General features: G+C 72.8%; 19 protein-coding genes. 14 read left to right on the forward strand and 5 right to left on the reverse strand.

All coding sequences use genetic code 11. The annotated features are described in order from the left end of the window. The first annotated feature begins 27 nt into the window (after positions 1-27). Both HWY08_RS05605 and HWY08_RS05610 read left to right on the forward strand, forming a co-directional pair. Positions 28-1,494 (forward strand): glycosyltransferase family 39 protein, encoded by a 1,467-nt coding sequence (locus HWY08_RS05605; RefSeq protein ID WP_235969467.1) that lies wholly within the window; start codon positions 28-30, stop codon positions 1,492-1,494. A gap of 2 nt (positions 1,495-1,496) precedes the next feature. Beyond that, complete coding sequence (locus HWY08_RS05610; RefSeq protein ID WP_235969468.1) at positions 1,497-2,882, forward strand: O-antigen ligase family protein; 1,386 nt, start codon at positions 1,497-1,499, stop codon at positions 2,880-2,882. Here the strand turns inward: HWY08_RS05610 and HWY08_RS05615 are convergent. Then, positions 2,848-3,933 carry a glycosyltransferase family 4 protein gene (locus HWY08_RS05615; RefSeq protein ID WP_176063774.1) on the reverse strand — a complete coding sequence of 362 codons (1,086 nt, stop codon included), beginning with the start codon at positions 3,931-3,933 and terminating at the stop codon, positions 2,848-2,850. The two genes, HWY08_RS05610 and HWY08_RS05615, sit on opposite strands and share 35 nt — an antisense overlap. Before the next feature lie 176 nt (positions 3,934-4,109). On the opposite strand from HWY08_RS05615, the gene HWY08_RS05620 reads away from it, so the two are divergent. The 5 genes from HWY08_RS05620 (at position 4,110) to HWY08_RS05640 (ending at position 7,742) form a co-directional block, all read left to right on the forward strand. Further along, positions 4,110-5,060, forward strand: coding sequence for a GDP-L-fucose synthase family protein (locus HWY08_RS05620; RefSeq protein ID WP_176063776.1), 951 nt, complete (start codon positions 4,110-4,112; stop codon positions 5,058-5,060). Continuing rightward, positions 5,057-6,079 carry a GDP-mannose 4,6-dehydratase gene (gene gmd / locus HWY08_RS05625; RefSeq protein WP_176063778.1) on the forward strand — a complete coding sequence of 341 codons (1,023 nt, stop codon included), beginning with the start codon at positions 5,057-5,059 and terminating at the stop codon, positions 6,077-6,079. Before HWY08_RS05620 ends, gmd begins: the two co-directional genes overlap by 4 nt. Positions 6,080-6,171: 92 nt before the next feature. After that, entirely contained in the window at positions 6,172-6,894 is a 723-nt protein-coding gene (locus HWY08_RS05630) for a glycosyltransferase family 2 protein (protein ID WP_209005118.1), read from the forward strand. Continuing rightward, positions 6,891-7,280, forward strand: a complete 390-nt coding sequence (locus HWY08_RS05635; protein ID WP_176063781.1) for a DUF2304 domain-containing protein — start codon at positions 6,891-6,893, stop codon at positions 7,278-7,280. Before HWY08_RS05630 ends, HWY08_RS05635 begins: the two co-directional genes overlap by 4 nt. A gap of 69 nt (positions 7,281-7,349) precedes the next feature. Continuing rightward, on the forward strand, positions 7,350-7,742 hold the full coding sequence (locus HWY08_RS05640) for a hypothetical protein (protein WP_176063783.1): 393 nt from the start codon (positions 7,350-7,352) through the stop codon (positions 7,740-7,742). A 23-nt stretch (positions 7,743-7,765) separates the two neighbouring features. Here the strand turns inward: HWY08_RS05640 and HWY08_RS05645 are convergent, their stop codons facing one another. The 3 genes from HWY08_RS05645 to HWY08_RS05655 all read right to left on the reverse strand — a co-directional run bounded on the left by HWY08_RS05645 (position 7,766) and on the right by HWY08_RS05655 (position 13,419). Beyond that, entirely contained in the window at positions 7,766-8,551 is a 786-nt protein-coding gene (locus HWY08_RS05645) for a glycosyltransferase family 2 protein (RefSeq protein ID WP_176063785.1), read from the reverse strand. Positions 8,552-8,642: 91 nt separating this feature from the next. Further along, the gene (locus HWY08_RS05650; RefSeq protein ID WP_176063788.1) at positions 8,643-10,067 is read right to left on the reverse strand and encodes a DUF2142 domain-containing protein; all 1,425 of its coding nucleotides are present in this window, start codon (positions 10,065-10,067) and stop codon (positions 8,643-8,645) included. Positions 10,068-10,182: 115 nt separating this feature from the next. Then, the gene (locus tag HWY08_RS05655) at positions 10,183-13,419 is read right to left on the reverse strand and encodes a glycosyltransferase (protein WP_308469064.1); all 3,237 of its coding nucleotides are present in this window, start codon (positions 13,417-13,419) and stop codon (positions 10,183-10,185) included. A 157-nt stretch (positions 13,420-13,576) separates the two neighbouring features. On the opposite strand from HWY08_RS05655, the gene rfbB reads away from it, so the two are divergent. From rfbB to HWY08_RS05680, 5 genes are read left to right on the forward strand one after another with little or no spacing between them, the layout of a single operon-like run. Next, complete coding sequence (gene rfbB / locus HWY08_RS05660) at positions 13,577-14,590, forward strand: dTDP-glucose 4,6-dehydratase (RefSeq protein WP_176063792.1); 1,014 nt, start codon at positions 13,577-13,579, stop codon at positions 14,588-14,590. Further along, positions 14,587-15,486 carry an SDR family oxidoreductase gene (locus HWY08_RS05665; protein ID WP_176063794.1) on the forward strand — a complete coding sequence of 300 codons (900 nt, stop codon included), beginning with the start codon at positions 14,587-14,589 and terminating at the stop codon, positions 15,484-15,486. The genes rfbB and HWY08_RS05665 overlap by 4 nt, the downstream gene beginning before the upstream one ends. Further along, a complete protein-coding gene (locus HWY08_RS05670) occupies positions 15,483-16,280 on the forward strand; it encodes an ABC transporter permease (RefSeq protein ID WP_235969469.1) in 798 nt (265 codons plus the stop codon). The genes HWY08_RS05665 and HWY08_RS05670 overlap by 4 nt, the downstream gene beginning before the upstream one ends. Positions 16,281-16,283: 3 nt before the next feature. Next, entirely contained in the window at positions 16,284-17,048 is a 765-nt protein-coding gene (locus HWY08_RS05675) for an ABC transporter ATP-binding protein (RefSeq protein WP_176063797.1), read from the forward strand. Beyond that, positions 17,045-18,322, forward strand: a complete 1,278-nt coding sequence (locus tag HWY08_RS05680; RefSeq protein WP_176063799.1) for a glycosyltransferase — start codon at positions 17,045-17,047, stop codon at positions 18,320-18,322. Before HWY08_RS05675 ends, HWY08_RS05680 begins: the two co-directional genes overlap by 4 nt. A 28-nt stretch (positions 18,323-18,350) precedes the next feature. Here the strand turns inward: HWY08_RS05680 and HWY08_RS05685 are convergent, their stop codons facing one another. Continuing rightward, on the reverse strand, positions 18,351-19,295 hold the full coding sequence (locus HWY08_RS05685) for a glycosyltransferase (protein ID WP_176063801.1): 945 nt from the start codon (positions 19,293-19,295) through the stop codon (positions 18,351-18,353). Positions 19,296-19,381: 86 nt separating this feature from the next. Between HWY08_RS05685 and HWY08_RS05690 the strand changes: the two genes are divergently transcribed. Together HWY08_RS05690 and HWY08_RS05695 are read left to right on the forward strand one after the other, a co-directional pair. Then, entirely contained in the window at positions 19,382-20,794 is a 1,413-nt protein-coding gene (locus HWY08_RS05690) for a sugar transferase (protein ID WP_176063803.1), read from the forward strand. A 6-nt stretch (positions 20,795-20,800) separates the two neighbouring features. Continuing rightward, complete coding sequence (locus HWY08_RS05695) at positions 20,801-21,421, forward strand: L-threonylcarbamoyladenylate synthase (protein WP_176063805.1); 621 nt, start codon at positions 20,801-20,803, stop codon at positions 21,419-21,421. Positions 21,422-21,458: the final 37 nt, after the last annotated feature.

The following is a 21,458-nucleotide window of genomic DNA, read 5'->3' on the forward strand; positions in this document are numbered from 1 at the left end:
CACCCGCTGCTGCTAGACTGCGCCCCCTTGAACCCGCCTCCCACACCGCGCTCCTGGCGCTCGCCCGAGGTGCTCGCCTTCGCGGCCGTGGCCCTCTCGCTCGGCCTCCACCTCCTGCTCGCGAAGGCGGTCGCGCTCTCCCCGCAGGAGGCCTACTACTGGCAGTACGCCCGTCACCTCGATCTCTCCTACTTCGACCACCCGCCGCTCGCGGCCTGGACCATCCGCGCCACCACCGCGCTCTTCGGCGACGGTGAGCGCGCCGTGCGCCTCGCCGCGGCGGTCCACGGCGCGGTGTTCGCGCTCTTCTTCTTCCTCGCCGGCCGCCGCCTCTTCGGCGGCCGCGCCGCGCTGCTCGCGGTCCTCGCCGCGCTCCTCACCCCGCTCTTCGCGATGGGGCAGTCGATCATCACTCCGGACGCCCCGCTCCTCTCCGGCTGGGTGGCGGCCCTCTACTTCACGGTCCGCGCCCTCGACGAGGAGCGCGGCCCCTGGCTCCTCGCCGCGGGGGTGGCGGTGGGCTGGGCGGCGCTCGGCAAGTACACGGGCTGGCTCCTCGCGCCGCAGATCCTGCTCGTGCTCCTCGCCGACCCGCGCGGCCGGAGGCTCCTGCGCGGCCCCTGGCCGTACCTGGCGGTGCTCGTCGCCGCCGCGCTGTTCTCGCCGGTGGTGGTGTGGAACGCGCGCCACGGGTGGGCGAGCTTCCGGTTCCAGTTCGGAGATCGCGGCGCCGCCATGACGCCCTTCTCCGCGGACCGGCTCGGGCGCTTCCTCGGGCTGCAGGCGCTCGCCGTGAGCCCCGTGCTCTTCCTCGCCCTGCTGGCCGCGCTCGTCGCCGCGGCGCGCCGCTGGCGCGAGCCGGGCCTCCGGGTGTGCGCCCTGTTCGCGCTCCCGGCGCTGGCGCTCTTCACGGCCGTCTCCCCGTTCATGTGGGTGAAGGGCAACTGGCCCGCGCCGGCCTGGCCCGCCGCGCTGCTCGCCGGGAGCGCGCTCGCCCTGGAGCGCTGGCGCGCGCGCGCGGTGCGGGCGGTCGCGGCGGCGGCCCTGGGGGTGGCGGCGGCGGGCACGGCCTACCTGCACCTCGCCATGTTCGTGCCGGCGCTCCCGTTCCCGGCCAAGGACGACGTCGTCACCGGCTGGAAGGAGCTCGCCGCGCGCGTCGAGGAGGAGCGGGCGCGCCTGCCCGGTCCGAGCTTCGTGCTCGGCTGCGGCTACAAGCCCGCCAGCGAGCTCGCCTACTACCTGCCCGGCCGGCCCGAGACCTACGCGCAGAACGCGATGCGCGAGGTGGGGCTGCAGTACGACTATTGGAAGAGCGGCGGCGAGCTGCTGGGCCGCGAGGGGCTCCTCGTGCTCGACCGGCGCGAGTGGCGGAACTGCCTGCGCCGCGACGAGCTGTGCCAGCCGCTCGAGCAGCTCGTGCCGCTGGAGGTGCGCCGCGGCGGCGTGCTCGTGACCACCTTCGACTTCTGGCGCTGCCGTTACCGGGGGTAGGGATGACGAGCCGCTCCGCCGATCCCACCGTCCCCGCCCCGGCCACCGCCCGCGAGCCGGCGGGCCAGCTCGGCCCGGCGCGCCTCGCGCCGGCGCGCCGCTTCCTGGCCGGCGCCGCCTGGGCCGGCCTGGCCGCGCACGCCGTCTTCCTGCCCATCTCGGTGGCGGGGATGCAGATCGGCCTCGCCGTCGCGGTGGGGGCCGTCGTCGGCCTCGCCCTCTGCGGCCGGCGCGTCTGGCGGCCGGGCCTCGTCGCCGCCCCGGTGCTCATCCTGTGCGGCGGCGCGATCGCCGCCATCGTCGTCCCGTGGCTGGCCGGCTTCCCGCCCTTGCACGCGCTGGACCTCGTCTTCTGGCGGGCCTTCGCGGCGCCGCTGGCGGTGGTGCTGGCGCTCGAGGCGGGCCCGGACGGCGAGGACCCGGCCGCCCCGCGCCGCCGCGCGCTGACCTTCCTGGCGCTGTGGGCCGCGGCGGCGCTCCTGCCGGCGGCCGTGGCCTGGGTGCAGGTGCGCACCGGCTTCGACCCGAACCACGCGCTCGGGCTGCGCCGCGTGGCGCGCCGCGTGCCCGCGCCGGACGCGCCCGGGCGGTTCGCGGCCATCGGGTTCTTCATGTGGTACACGCGCCTCTCCTACGCGATGCTGGTCGTGGCCGCGTTCTCGGGGGCCTTCGCGCTGCTCGCGCCGGTGGGGCGGAGGCTCCGGCTGCTCTTCGCGGTGGCCGCGCTCGCCGCCTGCTCGGCGGTGGTGCTGGGCGGGTCGCGCGCCGCCTGGGGCGCCCTGTCGGTGGTCGCGGTGGCGGTGGCGCTCCTCGCCGGGAGGCGGGTGGCGCGGGTGGCGGTACCGCTGGCGGTGGTCGTCTCGCTCGTGGCCGGGGCGGCCTCGCCCGGCCTGCGCGCGCGGCTCGTGCGGCTCGCGACCTCGGAGGACGCGAACGGCGACCGCGCCATGACCTGGCGCGTCTGCCGCGAGCTGGTGCGCGAGCACCCGTGGACCGGCACCGGCTTCAACGCCCTGGGCGTCCGCATCGACCCCTACTTCGAGCGCTTCGCCCCGGTGGGCCAGACGCGCGACCGGTGCCACGACGTGCTCTTCTCGGCCTGGGCCGAGGGAGGCCCGCTGTTCGCGCTGGCGGTGGCCGCGTGGTGGTTCCTGCTCTTCCGCGCCTTCCTGCGGCTTCGGCGCGAGGCCGACCCGCTCGGCCGCGCCGCGGCCGCGGCGGTGCTGGCGGGCCTCACCGGCCTGTTCGTGCTGTCGCTCGTCCACGACCTCATCTGGGCGAGCGAGGCGGCGTTCGCGATCGGAGGCCTGGTGGGCGCCGGCTACGTGCTGGCACGGCCCCGGGCCGGGGCGGCTACCCCGCGCAGCAGCGCGGCCGCGCCGCCGTGAGCGTGCGGTAGACCGCCAGCGTCGCCTCGGCGCAGGCGTCCCAGGAGCAGCCCCGCGCCCGCTCCCGCCCGCGCAGGACCCGGGCCGCGGTCTCGTCGCGCCGGTCGAGGACCTGGGCGATCGCGTCCGCGAAGGCGCGCGGCGCGTCGGGGGGCGCGTAGAGGGCGGCGTCGCCCCCCAGCTCGTGCAGCGCCGGGATGTCGCTCACCACCGCCGGCGCGCCCGCCGCCATCGCCTCGGCCAGCGGCAGCCCGAAGCCCTCGTACAGCGAGGGCAGGACGAAGCAGGTAGCGCCCGCGTAGAGCTCCGCCAGCTCGCGATCCGGCACCGGCCCGGTGAGGCGGACGTGTGCGGCGAGCTCGCGGCAGGGCAGGGCGTCGGCCCACCCCTGACGCCCGACGATGACGAGCTGCAGGTCGCGCCCCTCGGCGCGCAGGAGGCGCAGGGCGTCGAGCAGCACCGGCACGTTCTTGCGCGGCTCGAGCGTCCCCACCGCGAGGAGGTACGGCGACCGCGGCCCCTCCGGCGCGCGCGCGTCGAAGAAGCGCGGGTCGACGCCGTTGTGGGTGACGTGCACCCGCTCGCGCGGCACGCCCAGGGTGCGGACGAGGTCGTCGCGCGAGGCCTCGCTCACGGTGAGGATCCCCGCCGCGCGCCCGAGCGCCTGCCGGAAGAGCGGGCCGTAGTAGTAGCGCATGCCCGCCGAGCAGGTGTCCGGGTGCAGCCAGGGCGTGGCGTCATGGACGGTGAGGAGCGCCTGCCCGCGCCAGAGGGGCGGGGTGGGGAAGGCGAGGGTGTGGAGGAGGTCCACCCGCGCCCGCGCCGCGGCGAGCGGCAGCCATGCCTGCTCGGTGGGGACGCGCTGGCGGAAGGGCGAGCGGTGCTGCTCCACCGGCAGCGCCCGGAGCGCCTCGGGTGCGTCCGGCCGCGTGAACAGGACGAGCTCCCCCGGCGCCTGCCGCGCGAGCGCGGTGGTGAGGGAGAGCGCGTACCGCTCGATCCCGGTCAGCCGGTCGGGGCGAACCAGGGTGGCGTCGATGCCGATGCGCATGGGGCGGGGGAGAGATAGCACGCGCGGGGGGCGAAGACACGCGCGCCGAGGGAGGCTCGCACACACACCGCGCGCCCCCGGCATCGCGAAGATCCACCGGTTGCCGGCGACGCAGGTGCTGCGGTAAGGAAGCGCGTAACGCGCCGAAGACCGGGCGATCTCCGGGGGGAATTCAAGTGTCTTTCGACTGGTCGACCGAGCGGGTCGTCGTCACGGGTGGTGCTGGTTTCCTTGGGAGCTTCGTCCTCGACGAGCTGCGCCGGCGCGGCGCCCGCGAGGTTGTCGTGCCGCGCTCGAGGGAGTACGACCTCGTCGACATGGCCGCCGTGCGGCGGCTCTACGCGGATGCGAGGCCCACGCTGCTCGTGCACATGGCCGCGCGGGTGGGCGGCATCGGGGCCAACCGCGACAACCCGGGCAAGTTCTTCTACGACAACCTCATGATGGGCGTTCAGCTCATCGAGGTGGGCCGGCAGGTCGGGCTGAAGAAGCTGGTCGCGCTCGGCACCATCTGCGCCTATCCGAAGTTCGCGCCCGTGCCGTTCAAGGAAGAGGACATCTGGAACGGCTACCCCGAGGAGACGAACGCGCCGTACGGCCTGGCGAAGAAGATGCTGCTCGTCCAGAGCCAGGCCTACCGGCAGCAGTACGGGTTCAACTCGTCGGTCCTGTTCCCGGTGAACCTCTACGGCCCGCGCGACAACTTCGATCTCCACAGCTCGCACGTCATCCCGGCGCTGATAAGGAAGTGCATCGAGGCGCGCGAGCGCGGCGACCATCAGATAGTGGTCTGGGGCGACGGCTCGGCCTCGCGCGAGTTCCTCCACGCCCGCGACGCGGCGGAGGGCATCGTCACGGCCTGCGAGCGCTACGACAAGAGCGAGCCGGTGAACCTCGGCGCCGGGTTCGAGATCAAGATCAGCGAGCTCGTCCCGCTCGTCGCGCGCCTGTGCCGGTTCGACGGCCGGATCGTGTGGGACACTTCGAAGCCAAACGGTCAGCCCCGGCGCATGCTCGACACCTCCCGCGCCGAGCGGGAGTTCGGCTGGAAGGCGCGGATCGGGTTCGAGGAGGGGCTGCGCGAGACGGTGGCCTGGTTCGAGGCGCACCGCGGGGAGATCCAGTGAGGAAGGCGCTCATCACCGGGATCACCGGGCAGGACGGCAGCTACCTGGCGGAGGTGCTCCTCGAGAAGGGGTACGAGGTGCACGGCATGGTCCGTCGCTCGTCCTCCTTCAACACGGGACGTATCGACCACCTGTACCAGGACCCTCACCTGCCGGGGACGCGGCTCTTCCTCCACTTTGGCGACCTCAACGACGCGTCGTCGCTCAACATCATCCTGAAGAAGGTCCGCCCGGACGAGATCTACAATCTCGGCGCGCAGAGCCACGTCCGCGTGTCGTTCGACGTGCCCGAGTACACGGCCGAGGTGACCGGCACCGGGACCATCCGGTTGCTCGAGGCCGTCCGGGAGATCGGCCTCAGCGACACCCGCATCTACCAGGCCTCGTCGTCCGAGATGTTCGGCGCCTCGCCGCCGCCGCAGAACGAGAAGACCCCGTTCTACCCGCGCAGCCCCTACGGCTGCGCGAAGGTCTATTCGTACTGGATCGGCGTGAACTACCGCGAAGCGTATGGGATGCACGTCTCGAACGGCATCCTGTTCAACCACGAGTCGCCGCGGCGCGGAGAGACGTTCGTGACGCGCAAGGTGACCCGCGCGGCGTCTCGCATCAAGCTCGGGATGCAGAAGAAGCTCTACCTCGGCAACCTCGAGGCGAGGCGCGACTGGGGCTTCGCAAAGGACTACGTCGAGGCGATGTGGCTCATGCTCCAGCAGCCCAAGGGCGACGACTACGTCTGCGCCACGGGCGAGAGCCACACCGTCCGCGAGCTGTGCGAGCTGGCCTTCGGCCACCTCGGGCTCGACTACCGCGAGTTCGTGGACATCGACCCGCGCTACTACCGGCCGACCGAGGTCGACTTCCTGCTCGGCGACGCTTCCAAGGCCGAGCAGCAGCTCGGCTGGAAGCCGAGGACGAGCTTCAAGGCGCTCGTCTCCATGATGGTGGAGTCGGATCTCGAGCTGGCTGCGCGCGAGCAGCGTGCCGGCGCGGGGCCTGCGGTGTCGCGGCACGGCTGAGCGCGAGGCCGTCGTCGCGCGGCGGCGGCAGGGACGGGGAGACGACCGGTCAGACTCGGCACGTTCGCCGCGGACCGTGCTAAATGTGAAACGTGCGCACCCTGGTCATCATGCCTGCCTACAACGAGGCAAGGAACCTGCCCCGAGCCATCGCCAGCGTCAGGGCGGCGGCCCCCGCGTGCGATCTCTGCGTGGTGGATGACGGGTCAACCGACTCGACGGCGGAGGTCGCGCGCGCGCTCGGGGTGCGTGTCCTCCGGAGCCCGCTGAACCTGGGGATCGGCGGGGCCGTTCAAACGGGCTACCTGTGGGCGCGCGATCACGGTTACGACGCCGCGGTCCAGGTCGACGGCGACGGCCAGCACGATCCGCGCTTCATCGCGGAGGCGCTGGCGCCGCTCGCCGCCGGGGCCGCGGACGTGGTGATCGGCTCGCGGTTCCTCGCCGAGGGCGGGTTCCGCTCGACGCCGCTTCGGCGCGCGGGGATCCGGTACCTGGCGTGGTTCCTTCGGGCCAGGTGCGGCGCCCGCGTGACCGATCCGACGTCGGGCTTTCGCGCCGCCGGGGCGCGCGCGGTCGCGCTGTTCGCACGACAGTACCCGTCCGACTATCCGGAGCCGGAGGCCATCGCGCTGGCGGTGCGGAGCGGACTCGCGGTCCGCGAGATCCCGGTGCGCATGGAGGAGCGGCTGCACGGCCGCAGCTCCATCACGGCCTGGCGAACGGTGTACTACCTCGTCAAGGTGTCGCTCGCGCTCATGCTGCTGCCGGCGCGCGTGGCGCGTGAGCAGGTCGGCACGGAGGCGACGAGATGAACGCGCCTGGGCTGCCGCTGCATCTCCAGCTCTTCGCCGCTGCCGTCCTCCTGCTGTTCGTCGGCTGGCTCGTGTACCTGATCCGCTACCACCGGCTGAGCCTGCGGGACAGCTTGCTGTGGCTCGTGTCGACCTCGGGCGCGCTCGTCGCGACGCTGTTTCCCGGCACCCTGCGGTGGTTCGCCCGTGGGCTCAACATCGAGGTCCCGTCGAACGCGCTGTTCGCGCTGGCCTTCGTGTACGTTCTCCTCAACCTGCTGGCGCTCACCGTCTCGATGTCGGGGCAGGCAGCCCGCACCCGTCGGCTGACGCAGGAGTGCGCGCTCCTGCGCGCGGAGCTCGACACCTTGCGCGAACGGCTCGACGGAGCGGCAGCGCGCGAATGACGCCGTCCCACCCCGCCGCACCCGACGCCGTTCCACCTCGCTCCACGTCGCCGCTCCGCGGCTCCGCCCATGCCCACCGGACTGCTCGTCGCCGCCTACGCCCTGCTGTTCTCGGCCGTCACCGTCATCTCGATCCTGCTCACCGGCGCCCGTAGCTTCCTCGCGAAGGACACGCCGTCCGTCGCGCTCGCGGTGTGGAACCTGATCTGGGACTGGCACTTCATCCTGGGAGCGGCCTTCGCGTTCGCGGCGAGGCTCTGCTTCATCCTCATGAACCAGGCGCTCTACCGCGACCCAGTGCTGTCCCGGAGCTCGACCACCATCACCACGCTGGTGACCTCCGCCTCGATCATCGCGGTCATCGCCGCGAACGTCTTCATCCTCGGCGAGCGGCTGACCGCTCGCCAGATCTCGGGTGCCGCGGTCGTGCTCGGGGGGATCCTGCTGCTGGTGGCGAAATAGGTCGAACCGCTCGCCCGGGGCGACTACCGGAACGCCCTGAGCACCCGGTACGCGGCGACGATCCCGGCCGTGTGGAGGCGCTTCTCGAGGCGCAGCAGGCGATCGCCTGGCGGCGCGTGGCGCTCGAACACCCGGAGGTCCTCCTCGAATTGAACGTCGAAGCGGGCGCCGCTCTTGCTCGTGTCGTACCACCTGAACGCCGCCTGCGGGGCGTCGATGAAGACCGGGGCAGAGCGCTTCCCGAGGCGGAGCCAGAGGTCGTAGTCCAGCGCGTAGTGAAGCGCCTCGTCCAGGGGGCCCGCGTCGAGCGCGTCGCGGCGCCAGAACACCGTCATCTGGGAGACGAAGTTCTCGAGGAGGAGCTTCCGGTAGCTGTAGCGGCGGCAGCGCCGGTCCTTGTAGGCCGAGAGCCAGCGGCGAATGGGCCTGTCCTCGGCGTCGATGATCTCGCACCGACCGTGCACCCACTGCGTCCCGGGCCGCTCCCGGAAGGCCTTCGCCACGCGGTCGAGAGCGCCAGGGAGGAGGAGATCGTCGCTGTTCACCCAACCCACCACGTCGCCGTCGGCCTCACGCAGCGCGCGGTTCACCGCGTCCGCCTGGCCGTGATCGGGCTCGGTCTTGAACCGGAGCCGGCCGGCGTGGCGCTCCAGCAACTCGACGCTCCCGTCGCGGCTCCCGCCGTCCTGGACGCGGTAATCCAGCTCGAACTCTCCCTGCTGGCCGAGGACGCTCTGGAGCGTGCGGGGGAGAAAGGCCGCCTGATTGAACGACGGGGTGACCACGGAGATGCGGAGCGGGCGTGGCATGGGGAGCGCGGAGTGTAGTGATCTCGCCGCCGGGAGACCATCGCAAACGGCCGGGTGGCTGGGCCCCCGGTGCAGCGACGGCCTTGCGGCGTCAGGGGATCCAGTACCTGAGCACCAGGATGAAGAGGGTCACGACCTGGACCGCGGTGAGCACGGGGGGGAGGAGCAGGTCGACGAGCTCACCCGCCTTGGTCCAGCCCGCGGTCCAGCCGTTTCGGACGAGGACGATCGCGAGTGGCAGCAGCGGGAGGAAGTACCGGCCCTGGATTCCGGTGATCGTGTCCGCGCCGACGCCGCCCTCGCTCGGCAGCGAGGTCCAGAGCACGTAGAATCCGAGCTCGATCGCGAGCCCTGTCGCGAGGAGGATGGCGAGCGCGACGAGCTTCGGGCGAGGCGCCAGTCCGACGGCGCCTCCGGGATCGAACAGGGTCGTCGCGGCGAGCGCGACGCCGGGGACGGCGAGGAACGGGTAGGGGAAGTTCGTGTCCAGCCACCCGAGGTTGCCGATCAAGCCCACCGTCCAGCCGATGCGACTGCGCACCGGCGTCGCGACCATCAGCGAGAGGCAGCGCGCCGGGTTGTGCAGGACGTACGCGAGTTGCTGGTGGACGGCGGTAGCCTCCGGGGAGGCTGCGCCACGTCCGAGCGCCGCGACGTAGACGGACTCGAGCAGGTAGAGGCCGAGGCAAGCGCCGACGAGGACCGCGATGGACCTCCACTTGGCTCGCCCCGGCCCCCATTGCCCGGGCGGCACGAGCAGGAGGAGGCCCATCAAGGAGAAGTAGATCTGCTTCCCCAGCAGGAGCACGAGTCCAAGAGCGAAGAGGCCGACGAGATCCCGGCGGCGAATCGGCTCGCTCCGGTGGGCGAGGTGCAGGACGAAGGCGGTGAAGAGGAACGCGGCGGCGATGACCGTGGCATCACGGTTCACGCTGGCCGCGAGGGCCAGCGACATCGGGAGGAGGGCGGCCACGGCGAACGCCGTCTTCGCGATGGGCGTCAGGCGGATGGCCGCAGTGACGCAGGCCACGAAGAAGAACAGGTTGAAGAGTCGGCCGAAGTAGAGGTTCGCCGCCGGCGTGTACAGCGCGCTGGCGCCGACGGCGCCATAGAGCAGCCGGCCCGCCAGCATGCCGAGCGCCGACGGCAGGTAGACGAGCGGATCGAGCGCGGCCGCCGAGTGGCTGTTGAACGCTCGATCGCCGTGCCCTGCGGGAGCCGCCGTTCTCAGGTAGAGGTCGGAGTAACGGTACTTGGCCTCGGGGCGGCCGATCATGTAGCGGTGCTGATCGACGAACTCCAGGACGGATCGCGGCAGGCGGTTCCCGAAGTGCGCTCCCGACGCGTCGACGACCGCATGCGGAAGCACGTCTCCGGTCGAGACCGCGTAGGCCTTCTTGTAATGGCTATCCTCGTCCGCGAACTGGATCGGCGGTACGACGAACGCGAAGACGATGCCGAAGCAGAGGGCCAGGTAGAGGAAGAGCTTGTCGGGGTGCGAGGCGGGACTCGTCATCGTGGGGTCCAGCACTGGCGGGCAAGGCGAGCGCGGCGGGCGGTGCTGTTCGCCTCGGCGCCGGGACGCGGGGGCAGCTTCCCAGGCGCCGAGGTGGGGACTCCCAGCCGGCGGCTCATCGCCGGCGCAGCCCCCGGTACACCCGGCGTCCCACGCGGTAGGCGAGCGTCGCGCGGACGCGTTCCATCCTGCGATCGACGTCCTGGTCGTCACCGCGGCCGAGCTTGGCGATGGCGCCCCGCACGACGCGCGCTGGCATCGAGGGACCCGGCTCCTCCGCCAAGGTGGCGAGGCGCGCCAGCGCGCGACCCGGTCGCGTCCGCAGCAGCGCCCGAGCGAGTCCCGAGGGCTCCGCCGCGATGCGCCTCAGGCGCTCCTCCGTCATCGCCAAGCGCTGCTCCAGCCGGGCCGCGCGGGCGGCGGCGCGGCGCGCATCCCTCGCCACCTGCTCGGGGTCGGTCGCGGGTTCGACCGCCGCGGCGGAGCGCCAGCCGGGCGGACGCAACCACGTCCGGTAGGCGAGATTGAACCCGTGGGCACCCCCGGCCCAGCCCACGCCCCCCGGCCACCCACCGATGTGACAGTAAAGGCTGAGGCCCTCGCGACGGGGCGCCGCTGGAGCCTCGATCACGAACAGCACCTGGCGACCTTCTTGGACCGGGATCTCGTCCAGCTCGAACGCGAGCCAGCTGTTGTCGCAAGCGTGCTCGGCCGGGAGCGAGGCCTGGCCCAGCTCCTCGCCCGTGGCGAGGTCGATGACGCGCAGCACCAGATCGTATCGGTGGATGCGCCCGTAGGTCCCGACGCAGAAGTCGACCCGATACAGGAGCCCGGTCGGCAGGAACACGGGCTGATTGGCCGTGATGCGCCCGAGCGGCGGTGTGACGTTCTCCATCAAGAGCTGCGACGTCCCCGCGACGGCGTCGAACGGCTCGAGGGCGGGCCGTCCGATCCCGATGCCGCGGGCGCGAATGGCCGCCAGCTCGGAGTCCGTGACCGCCGGCAGGCGCCGCATCGGGCCGGGGGCGAGCGCATACAGCGCGCGCATCGTGTCGGCCAGGGCCTGCGTGCCGACCTCCGGGCCGAAGCGTGCGAGCGCGTCGGTCCGCGCGGCGTCGGCGATCCGTGCCCGGAGCGCGGCGTCATCCACCAGGGCGAGGAGTGCCGACGACCACTCTTCCGAGGTGGCGGCCAGCATGCCCGTCTCACCGTGTCGGATCGCCTCCTGGAAAGCGGCGCTGGGTGACGCGATCGTGGGCACGCCGGCCGCGGCCGCCTCGAACCACTTGAGCGCGCTCTTCGCGTCGTTGAAGCGAGAGGGCGTCTCGAGAGGGGCGAGGTTGATGTCGATGCGCGCGATGCGCCCGGGAAGCTCGCGCCAGGAGACGAAGGGCAGGCGCTCCATCCGCTCCTCGAACGGCTGCAGCACCGGCGGGACGCGGAGGTGCCCACCCAGCACGAGCCGCACGGACGGCCGCTGCCGCATCACCTCCGCGAGGGCCGCCGCTGCGGTCATGAAGTCGGCGTCGTGCGCGTAGGACCCGCTGAAGTAGCCGACGCGGACCACGCCGTTCGCGCGCCGGGCGCGCTCCTCCGAGGCCGCCAGACGCGCCGCCTCCGACAGCCGGACGAGCTCGCGCCCGAGGGTGTTGCCGTGCATGAACGCCGGCTTGCCGAGCGCGCTCGCCGCCTCGGTGAGCGCCGGGGTGCTCCCCAGGAACGCGTCGCAGGCCTTGAAGGTCTCGTGGAAGAGCTTGAGGCCGTGGCGGTAGGCGCGCGCGGTGCTCCGCGGCAAGGCCTTGAGGGCCTCGATCTGGAGGGTGGGATCGAAGATGAGATCGTCGACTCCGAAGACGAGGACGGCCCCGGCGGCGCGGGCCCGCGCGACGACCCGCTCGACCCAGGGATCCCAGGGCACCCGGTTCAGCACCACGATCTCGTGCTCGCCCGCGAGCGCGAGCGCTTCCTCGTCGCGAGCGAACCGCGCGGTCGTGCGGATCCCGAGCGGCTCGAGCTGCTCGCAGAGGTGCATGACGCGATAGCGGTAGGGCGCGCCGTCCATCCCGGCGAGAAACAGGACCGAGCGGGGCAGCGGAGGAGCGTCGATCGGTGCGTCGCGGTTCGCGGCCACCTCGCGGTAGATCGCTTCGATGTCGTCGACCTGCTGCTCGATGGTTCGGATGGGCGTGGCGGAAGCCGCCGCGCTGCTGCTCGCCAGGAAGGCCGGGTCCTCGGCGAACCGCCGCATGGCGGCGGCCAGGCCCTCCGCGTCCCCGCGCTCGTAGACGAGGCCGTTCTCGCCGTCGCGCACCAGGCCCTGCGGGCCGAGCGTGGTCGACGTGATCACCGGGAGGCCGTACTGCATCGCCTCGCGCGCGACGATCGAGAACGTCTCCATGCCGATCGAGGTCACGACGACGACGTCGAGATCCGCCATGAGCGCCGGCAGCTCTCGCGGGCCGAAGCGCGGCCGGAGGTGAACGCGCGGGTCGGGCCAGCGGCCGCCCATGCTCCGCCACGCGTCGGCCTCGATCCCGAAGACCTCGGCGGCGACGTCGCTGTCGAGCAGCGCCATGGCGCGCGCGAGCGTCGCGGCCCCCTTCCATGGATCGGGTCCTCCGAAGTGCCCGAAGCGCACCCGTGGCGATGGCCGCCGCGCGATCGGCTTGGCGGGCGCCACCCCGTTCTCACAGGTGACCACCTTCCCGGGCGCGACGCCGTTCTCCACCAGCACCCGGGCGAACCCGTCGGACACCGCGAGCACGCGATCGGCACTCTCCAGGGCGGAAGCCAGGTACTTCCGCCGGGCGACGAAGTCGAAGCCGTCGATGCAATCGCACGTCGCAGGGTCGACGACGAGCTGGCACATCCGGTTCGCCGGCGGCCCGGTGAACATGAACTGACGCGCGCAGACCCACCAGCCGTCGTGCATCGTGACGACGACCGCGGCTCCGTGCCGCCGGGCGACTTCCAGGAGGTCCGCGCCCAGCGCCTGGATGCTGTGGAAGTGCACCACGTCCGGGCGGACGGCCGCGAGATATCTATCGAAACGCTGCGCCGCCGACGCATTGCGATAATTGGCGGGGACGTGGCCGTAGCCCTCCGTCACCGTGAGCGCGTGAACGGGGAGTCCTTCGTAGGTCCAGCTCTTCTCGGTGAGCGCGGGCACTCCAAATACGCACGATCCCGAGTAGACGCTGACCTCGTGGCCTCGACGCTTCAGCGTGAGCGCGACCTGATGCGGGGCCAGCGTTCCGCCGGAGAAGAACTCTGGCGGATAAAGTGTCGAGACCTGTACGATTCTCATGAATCCCCTCGCAGGACCGACCTTAGTACCCGGCAGTGTTCTCATGGTCAAGGCATGGAGGCCGGTGTGCGCTCGGTTTGACACTGACGAGCGGAGCGCGCTAGAAGCGGGAACTTTCTAGGGGTTTCAGGCGCGCGGCCCGTGAGTGAAGCGCGCCGTGCGGCCGACTCGAACGGCTTGCAGCGCCAGGTCCGAGACTTCCATGAATATCCTCATCACGGGTGGCTCGGGTTTCATCGGCTCGAACCTGGTGCGCCTCCTCCTGGCCGAGCGCCCTGAGTGGCGCATCGTCAACCTCGACAAGCTCACCTACGCCGGGAACGCCGAGAACCTGGCCGACCTGGCCGGAAACCCGCGCTACCGCTTCGTCCGCGGCGACATCTCGAACGGCGAGCTGGTCGCCGAGCTCATCCGCTCCGAGCACATCGACGCGGTGATGCACCTCGCGGCCGAGAGCCACGTCGACCGCTCCATCCTCTCGCCCGCCATCTTCATCGAGACGAACGTCCGCGGGACGCAGGTGCTGCTCGAGGCGGCGCGCGAGCTCGAGGTGAAGCGCTTCCTGCACGTCTCCACCGACGAGGTGTACGGCTCGCTCGGCCCCACGGGCTTCTTCACCGAGGAGACGCCGCTCGATCCCTCCTCGCCGTACTCGGCCTCGAAGGCCGGCTCAGACCTGCTCGCGCTCGCCTACGCGCACACCTTCAAGATGAACGTGACGGTGACGCGCTGCTCCAACAACTACGGCCCGTACCAGTTCCCCGAGAAGCTCATCCCGCTCATGATCGCGAACGCGCTGCGCGACCGGCCGCTGCCGGTCTACGGCGACGGGATGAACGTGCGCGACTGGATCCACGTCGAGGACCACTGCCGCGGCCTGCTCGCGGCGCTCGAGCAGGGAAAGGCCGGGCAGGTCTACAACTTCGGGGCCTCCAGCGAGCGGCACAACATCGAGATCGTGAAGGCCGTGCTGCGGCTCCTCGGCAAGCCCGAGTCGCTCATCGAGTACGTGAAGGACCGCCCCGGTCACGACCGGCGCTACGCCATCGACGCCGCCAAGGCGAAGCGCGAGCTGGGCTGGGCGCCGCGGCACCGCTTCGAGGACGCGCTCGCCGCCACGGTGGCCTGGTACGGCGAGCACCGCGGCTGGTGGGAGCGCATCCTCACCGGGGAGTACCTCAAGTATTACGAGAAGCAGTACGGGGTGCGAGGTTGAGGGTCGCGGTCACAGGGGCCAACGGGCTCCTCGGCGGCGCTGCGGTGGCGCAGCTCGCCGGCGCGCACGAGGTGCTGGCCATCGGCCGCGGCGCCTGCCGCCTGCCGGCCGGACGCTTCTCCTGGGCCGACGCCGATCTCGGCGACGGGCAGACGGTCGAGGCGGCGCTCCGCGCGTTCCGCGCCGATGCGGTGCTGCACGCGGGCGCCCTGACTGACGTGGACGGCTGCGAGCGCGACCCGGACGCCGCCTGGCGGGTGAACGTCGGCGGCAGCGAGCAGGTGGCGCGCGCCTGCCGCGCGCTCGGCGCGCGCCTGGTGGCGGTCTCCACCGACTATGTGTTCGACGGCGAGGCGGGGCCGTATGGCGAGGAAGACACGCCGAACCCTCGCGGCGCCTACGCCCGCACCAAGCGCTGCGGAGAGGAGGCGGCGCTGCTCCTCGCGCCCGATCGCGCGGTGGCGCGGGTGGCCGTCGTCTACAGCGGCCGCCCGGGCGCCAAGAACACCTTCGCCACGCAGGTGGTGGAGAAGCTCACGCGCGGCGAGCCGGTGACGGCCTTCTGCGACCAGGTGGTTTCGCCCACGCTGGCCGAGAGCGCCGCCGCGATGACGCTCGAGCTGCTGCTCGAGCACGACTACCAGGGCGTGCTGCACACGGCCGGCGCCACCTCCCTCGACCGCGTGGACTTCGCGCAGCGGGTCGCGGCGCGCTTCGGCCTGCGCGGCGAGATCGTGCCGGTCCGCACCGCGGACGTGAAGCTGCTCGCGCCCCGGCCGCTCCGCTCGGCGTTGCGGATCGATAGGGCCGCGGCGCTGCTCCGTAGCCGGCCGCTCGCGATCGAGGCAGCGCTCGACACCTTCCACGCGCAGTGGCGCTCCCGGAGGGCCGCGTGACGACGCTGGCCCGCCCGCTCGGCGAGCTGTGGAAGTTCCGCGAGCTCATCGCGCTGCTCGTCTCGCGCGATCTCAAGGTCCGCTACAAGCGCAGCGTGCTCGGGATGGGCTGGACGCTCCTCAGTCCGCTTCTCCAGATGCTCGTGTACACGCTCGTCTTCAAGACGATCATGCGCGTCGACGTCCCGCAGTTTCCGGTGTTCTTGCTCGCCGGCTTCCTGCCCTGGACGCTCATCTCCGTCTCGCTGACCGGTGCGGCCCACTGTCTCCTCAACAACCAGGGGCTGATCCGGAAGGTGGCGGTGCCGCAGATGGTTTACCCGCTGGCGGTGGTCGCCTCCAAGCTGGTCGACCTCCTCCTCTCGCTCGTGCCGCTCGCCATCATCGCGGCGGCCCTGGGGAGGCCGCCCGGGCTCTCGTGGCTGGGGCTCTTCCCCTCCCTGGTCCTGGTGACGCTGTTCTCGTCGGGGCTGGCGCTGCTCTTCAGCTCGCTCACGGTCTTCTACCGCGACATGCGGCACCTCATCGACATCCTCATCCAGGTCTGGTTCTACGTGACACCCGTCATCTACCCGGTGTCCTATCTGGAAAAGCTCCCGTACCGATCGCTGCGCTGGATCCTCGCCGCCAATCCGGCCACCCCGATCGTCCGCTGCTTCCAGCTGTCGCTCTACGAGGGTCGGCTTCCCGGAGCCTCGGTGCTCGGTCCGGCGGCCCTCGCCACCGCGCTCGTGCTGGGGCTGGGGGTGCTCGTCTTCACGAGCCGGGAAGCCGAGCACATCCACCACTTCTGACCCATGCCCGGCAAGCTCTCGTTCAAGGACGTGGGGATGTCCTTCCGGCTCTACCGGGAGCGGGTGGACACGCTCAAGGAGGCGGTGCTCGGACGCTTCCGCCATCGGAAGAGCTACGAGGACTTCTGGGCGCTGCGGCACGTCTCCTTCGAGGTGCGCCCCGGCGAGTCGGTCGGGCTCATCGGCCACAACGGCTCGGGCAAGTCGACGCTCCTCAAGGTGGCCGCCGGTGTGCTGAGGCCCACCGAGGGGACGGCGCGGGTCGAGGGCCGCATCTCGCCCATGATCGAGCTCGCGGCGGGCTTCGACCCCGACCTCACCGGCCGCGACAACATCTTCCTCAACGGCGCCCTGATGGGCCACAGCCGCAAGGAGATGGCGCGGAAGCTCGACCGCATCGTCGAGTTCAGCGAGCTCGGCGAGTTCATCGACCAGCCGGTCAAGAACTACAGCTCCGGCATGTACGCGCGGCTCGGCTTCGCGATCGCCGCCGACGTGGACCCCGAGATCCTCATCATCGACGAGGTGCTCGCGGTCGGCGACGAGCGCTTCCAGGCGAAGTGCATGGAGCGCATCCGCTCCATCCGCCAGGGAGGCTGCACCATCTTCTACGTCTCGCACACGATGGGGTCGGTGACCGAGCTCTGCGACCGGGTCATCGTGCTCCATCACGGGCAGCTCGTGTTCGACGGCGCGCCCGAGCCGGCCATCGCGCGCTACCGGGAGCTGCAGGGGTTCCACCCGCCGCCCGAGGCACGGACCGCGTGAAGGTCGTCTGGCACTGCGCGGACCGGGTCGGCGCCGAGATGGCGGGCCCCGGGATCCGGGTCGTCGAGCTGGCGCGCCGGCTCGCCGCCCGGCACGAGGTCACGCTGGTCGCCGCCGGCGCCACCTCGCTCTCGGGCGAGCCCTTCTGCACCGCCGAGTACGCGCCGGCGACGCTCCGCGAGGTCACGCGTGAAGCCGACGCGCTCGTCACCCAGGGGTTCGGCTTCCCCCTCGCCACCGCGCTGCGCCTGCGCGGTCGGCTCGTCCTCGACCTGTACGACCCGGTCCAGCTGGAGCAGCTCGCCCAGTTCGGCCCCAGCCCCACCGCGAGCCAGCGGCTCTCGCTCGGTTACGTCCGCGCCCGCCTGCGCGCGCTCCTCGCCCGCGCCGACCACGTCCTGTGCGCCTCGCCCACCCAGCGCGCCTTCTGGCTCGGCTGGCTCGGGGCGGTGGGGCGGCTCGGCCCGGCGGCGCTGGCGGAGGACCCCGACGCGCGGAAGCTCCTCGCGGTGGTTCCCTTCGGCCTGCCCGAGGCGCCGCCGCAGCCGGGCGACGGGCCGCTCCGGCGGGCGTTCTCCATCCCGGCCTCGGCCCCCGTCGCGCTCTTCTGGGGCGGGCTGTGGGACTGGATGGACCCGGCGCTGGCGGTGAAGGCCGTCGCGGCGCTGCGCGACCAGGGGCGCGAGCTCCACCTCGTCTTCCTCGGCGGGGCTCGCCCGGGTGGAGACACCATGCGCGCCGCCGCGACCGAGGCGCGCGAGGCGGTCCGCGCGCTCGGGCTCGAGGATCGCGTGCACTTCCTCGACCGCTGGGTGCCGTACGCCGAGCGCGGCGCGCTGCTCCTCGAGGCCGACCTCGCCGTCACGGCGCACCGCCCGTCGCTCGAGGCGGAGCTGGCCTTCCGCACCCGGCTCCTCGACTGCCTGTGGGCGCGCCTGCCGGTGGCGTGCACCCGCGGCGACACGCTGGCGCTCGACGCCGAGCGGGAAGGGTGGGGCGCCGCCGCGGACGCGGGGGACGCGCAAGGCCTCGCGCGCGCCATGCTGGCGCTCCTCGATCCCGCCAGTCGCGAGCGGGCGCGCGCCGCCGCGGGCCAGGCCAGCGAGCGTTACCGCTGGTCGCGCTCCGCCGAGACGGTGCTGCGCCTGCTGGACGCGCCGCCCCCGCCGCGCCCGGCGCTGCTCGAGCCGGGGGAGTTCGCCGGTGAGAGCCCCTTCGCGGTCGCGGGCGCGTTCGCCGCGAAGGCGTTCAGGCGCATCGTGCGACGCGGGTGATCCCGGCGGGCGGGGGCGAGCCCCCGCCCTACGGATCGGTGGTCTCCGCGCCGCTGGGCACCCCGGATCCGCCGCGCACCCGTCGCGCGGCCGCCCCCAGCGCCTCCACCGCCCCTTCCGCCGCCCCACGCCAGTGCGCCAGCGCGTGGGCGGGCCTGCCGCGGGCGAGCTCGAGCGGCGCGCGCACCAGCGCTCGCAGCGCGGTGAAGCCGAGCGCCACCGGCGCCGCGCGCCAGGCGGGGAGGTGCGCCGCGGCGAAGCGCAGGTGATTCCGCGCCAGGAGCTGGCGCCGCCGGGGAGAGTCGGCGCCGAAGCTCTTTCCGAAGCCGTGCAGGGCGCGCGCGGCGCCGGCGTACCAGGAGCCGAAACCGGCGGCGGCGGCGCGGAACGAGAGGTCCACGTCCTCGTAGTAGGCCCAGTAGCCGGGGTCGAACAGGCCGACCTTCCGCAGCATGTCCGCTCGGAGCAGCGCGGCGCCGCCGGTGACCCCGGCGACCGGGCCGTCGGGTCGCCGGAGCTCGGCGAGGGGCACCTGGAAGTCGCGGTCGAAGGCGCGGCCGTAGCGGTCCAGCACGAGCCCGGTCGAGTTCACGCGCGAGGGGTCGTCGGCGAAGAGGAGCGTCCCGCCGAGGAGGCCGGCCTCGGGGTGCGCCTCGGCGGCGGCGACGAGCTGGTCCAGCCAGTCGGGGGCGAGCTCGACGTCGGGGTTCACGGTGGCGACGAAGCGCGCGCCGGCGGCGAGCGCGCGCCGGAGGGCGGCGTTGTTCGCGGCGGCGAAGCCGGTGTTCTGGCCGAGCGGCAGCCACTCCACCGAGGGGAACCGGGCCACCGCCGCCGCGCTGCCGTCGGTGGACCCGTTGTCCACCACCACCGTGTGGGCCGGGCGCGAGAGCCGGGCGAGCGCTCCGAGACAGCGGGGCAGGAGCGCCTCGCCGTTCCAGTTGACCACCACGATCCAGACGTCGGACGGCACCGCGGCGGCGGTAGCACGCGGCCCCAGGGGGGTCAAGGCGACTCGACGTGTACGGGAGCAGGACGCCGTTGTAAAAGAACGCCGGAATGCTCAAGGAACGGGCACGGCTGGTCTCGGGGGGCCTGCGCGCCGTGGACATGGCGATGCTGGGCGTCGCCTTCCCCATCGCCTACGGCCTGCGCGACGAGTACCTCACCGGCCAGGGGCACCTCTACCCCATCGCCTCCTACTGGCCGCTCTTCGCCGCCACCCTGCTCGTGTGGCAGCTCTCGTCGCGCGTCTCGGGCCTCTACGGGCGCTACCGCACCTTCAGCATCCTCACCGAGCTCCGCCGGCTCCTGCGGGCCTTCGTCGTCCTCGCGCTCATCGTCGCCGCCGCGCAGTTCGTCTGGAAGCGGCCGGAGCGCGAGCTGTCGCGCCTCTTCTTCGGCCTCTACTACGGGGTCTCGTTCGCGCTCCTGGCGGGCAACCGCATCACGCTCCGCCTGGTGGCGCGCGCGGCGCGGCGGCGCGGGTTCAACACCCGCACCTTCGCGGTCGTCGGCACGAGCGACATGGCGAAGGGCATCATCCAGACCATCGCCGGCCACCCGGAGTGGGGCTACGTCTTCGCGGGGTACGTGCTGGAGGACGGCGAGCCCGCCCCGGGCGGCGCGCGCGTGCTGGGCCGCCTCGACGAGCTGGGCCAGGTGCTCGAGCGCGAGGTGCTCGACGAGGTGGTCATCGGCGCGCGCAGCGCCCGGCTCGACCGCATCGAGGAGGCGGTCCGGCTGTGCGAGGAGCAGGGCGTGGGGGTGAAGGTGCTGCTCGACTTCTTCCCCAACAGCACCTCGCGCATCGCGGTCGAGGAGCTCGAGGGGCTGCCGGTCCTCTCCTTCGCCACCGCGCCCACGGAGGTGGCCCCGCTGGCGGCCAAGCGCGTGTTCGACCTCGCGGTGAGCCTCACCGCGCTGGTCCTGCTGGCGCCGCTCTTCCTCGGCATCGCGCTCGCCGTGAAGCTCGACTCGCCGGGGCCGGTCTTCTTCCGGCAGCGGCGGGTGGGCCTCAACGGGCGCGAGTTCTGGATGTGGAAGTTCCGCTCCATGTGCGTCGGCGCCGAGGCCATGCTGCCGGCCCTGGCGGCGCTCAACGAGACGGGCGGCCCCACCTTCAAGGCCACCGGCGACCCGCGCGTCACCCGCGTCGGGCGCTGGCTGCGGCGCACCTCGCTCGACGAGTTCCCGCAGTTCTGGAACGTCGTGAAGGGCGAGATGAGCGTGGTCGGGCCGCGCCCGCCCATCCCCTCGGAGGTGAAGGAGTACCAGCGCTGGCAGCGCCGGCGGCTGTCGGTGCGCCCGGGGCTCACCTGCACCTGGCAGGTCTCCGGCCGCAGCGAGGTCGACTTCGACCGCTGGATGGAGCTCGACCTGCACTACATCGACCACTGGTCGCTCTGGCACGACCTCTCCATCGTGCTGCGCACCATCCCGGCCGTCCTCTTCGGGCGCGGGGCGCGGTAGGGCAGGGTGGCGCTCGCTCCGGAGCTCGAGGCGCGCATCGCCCAGGCGGCGGCGCTGCTGCGCGCGGGCGGGATCGTCGCCTATCCCACCGAGACGTTCTACGGGCTCGGCGCCCTCGCCTCGCACCACGGCGCGCTCGCCCGGCTCGCCGAGGCGAAGCTCCGCCCGGAGGGGAAGCCGCTGCCGCTCCTCGCCGGCGATCTCGCCCAGGTGGAGGCGGTCGCGTCGCTCGCCGCGCCGCTGGCGCGCCGGCTCGCGGCGCGGTTCTGGCCCGGGCCGCTCACGCTCGTCCTCCCGGCCGCCCCGGGGCTCGACCCGCTCGTCACCGCCGGCGACGCCACCGTCGCCATCCGCATCCCGGGGTCCGAGGTGGCGCGCGCGCTGGCGCTCGCGGCGGGGGGCGCGCTCGTGTCCACCAGCGCGAACCTGGCGGGCGAGCCCCCGCCGGCCGAGGCCGGCGCGCTCGCCCCGGCGCTGCGCGCGCGGCTCGACGGCGTCCTCGACGGCGGCGCGGCGCCGGGAGGCCTCCCCAGCACCCTCGTCGCCGTGTCCGGGGACACGCTCCGGCGCGTGCGGGACGGCGCCGTTCCGTGGGCCGAGGTGGAGGCCGCCGCGCGCGCCGGCTGACGTCGTCGCAGGGGCCCCCCCGGTCCTTGCGGGGCCC

This window comes from Anaeromyxobacter diazotrophicus (assembly GCF_013340205.1).
Taxonomy (GTDB): domain Bacteria; phylum Myxococcota; class Myxococcia; order Myxococcales; family Anaeromyxobacteraceae; genus Anaeromyxobacter_A; species Anaeromyxobacter_A diazotrophicus.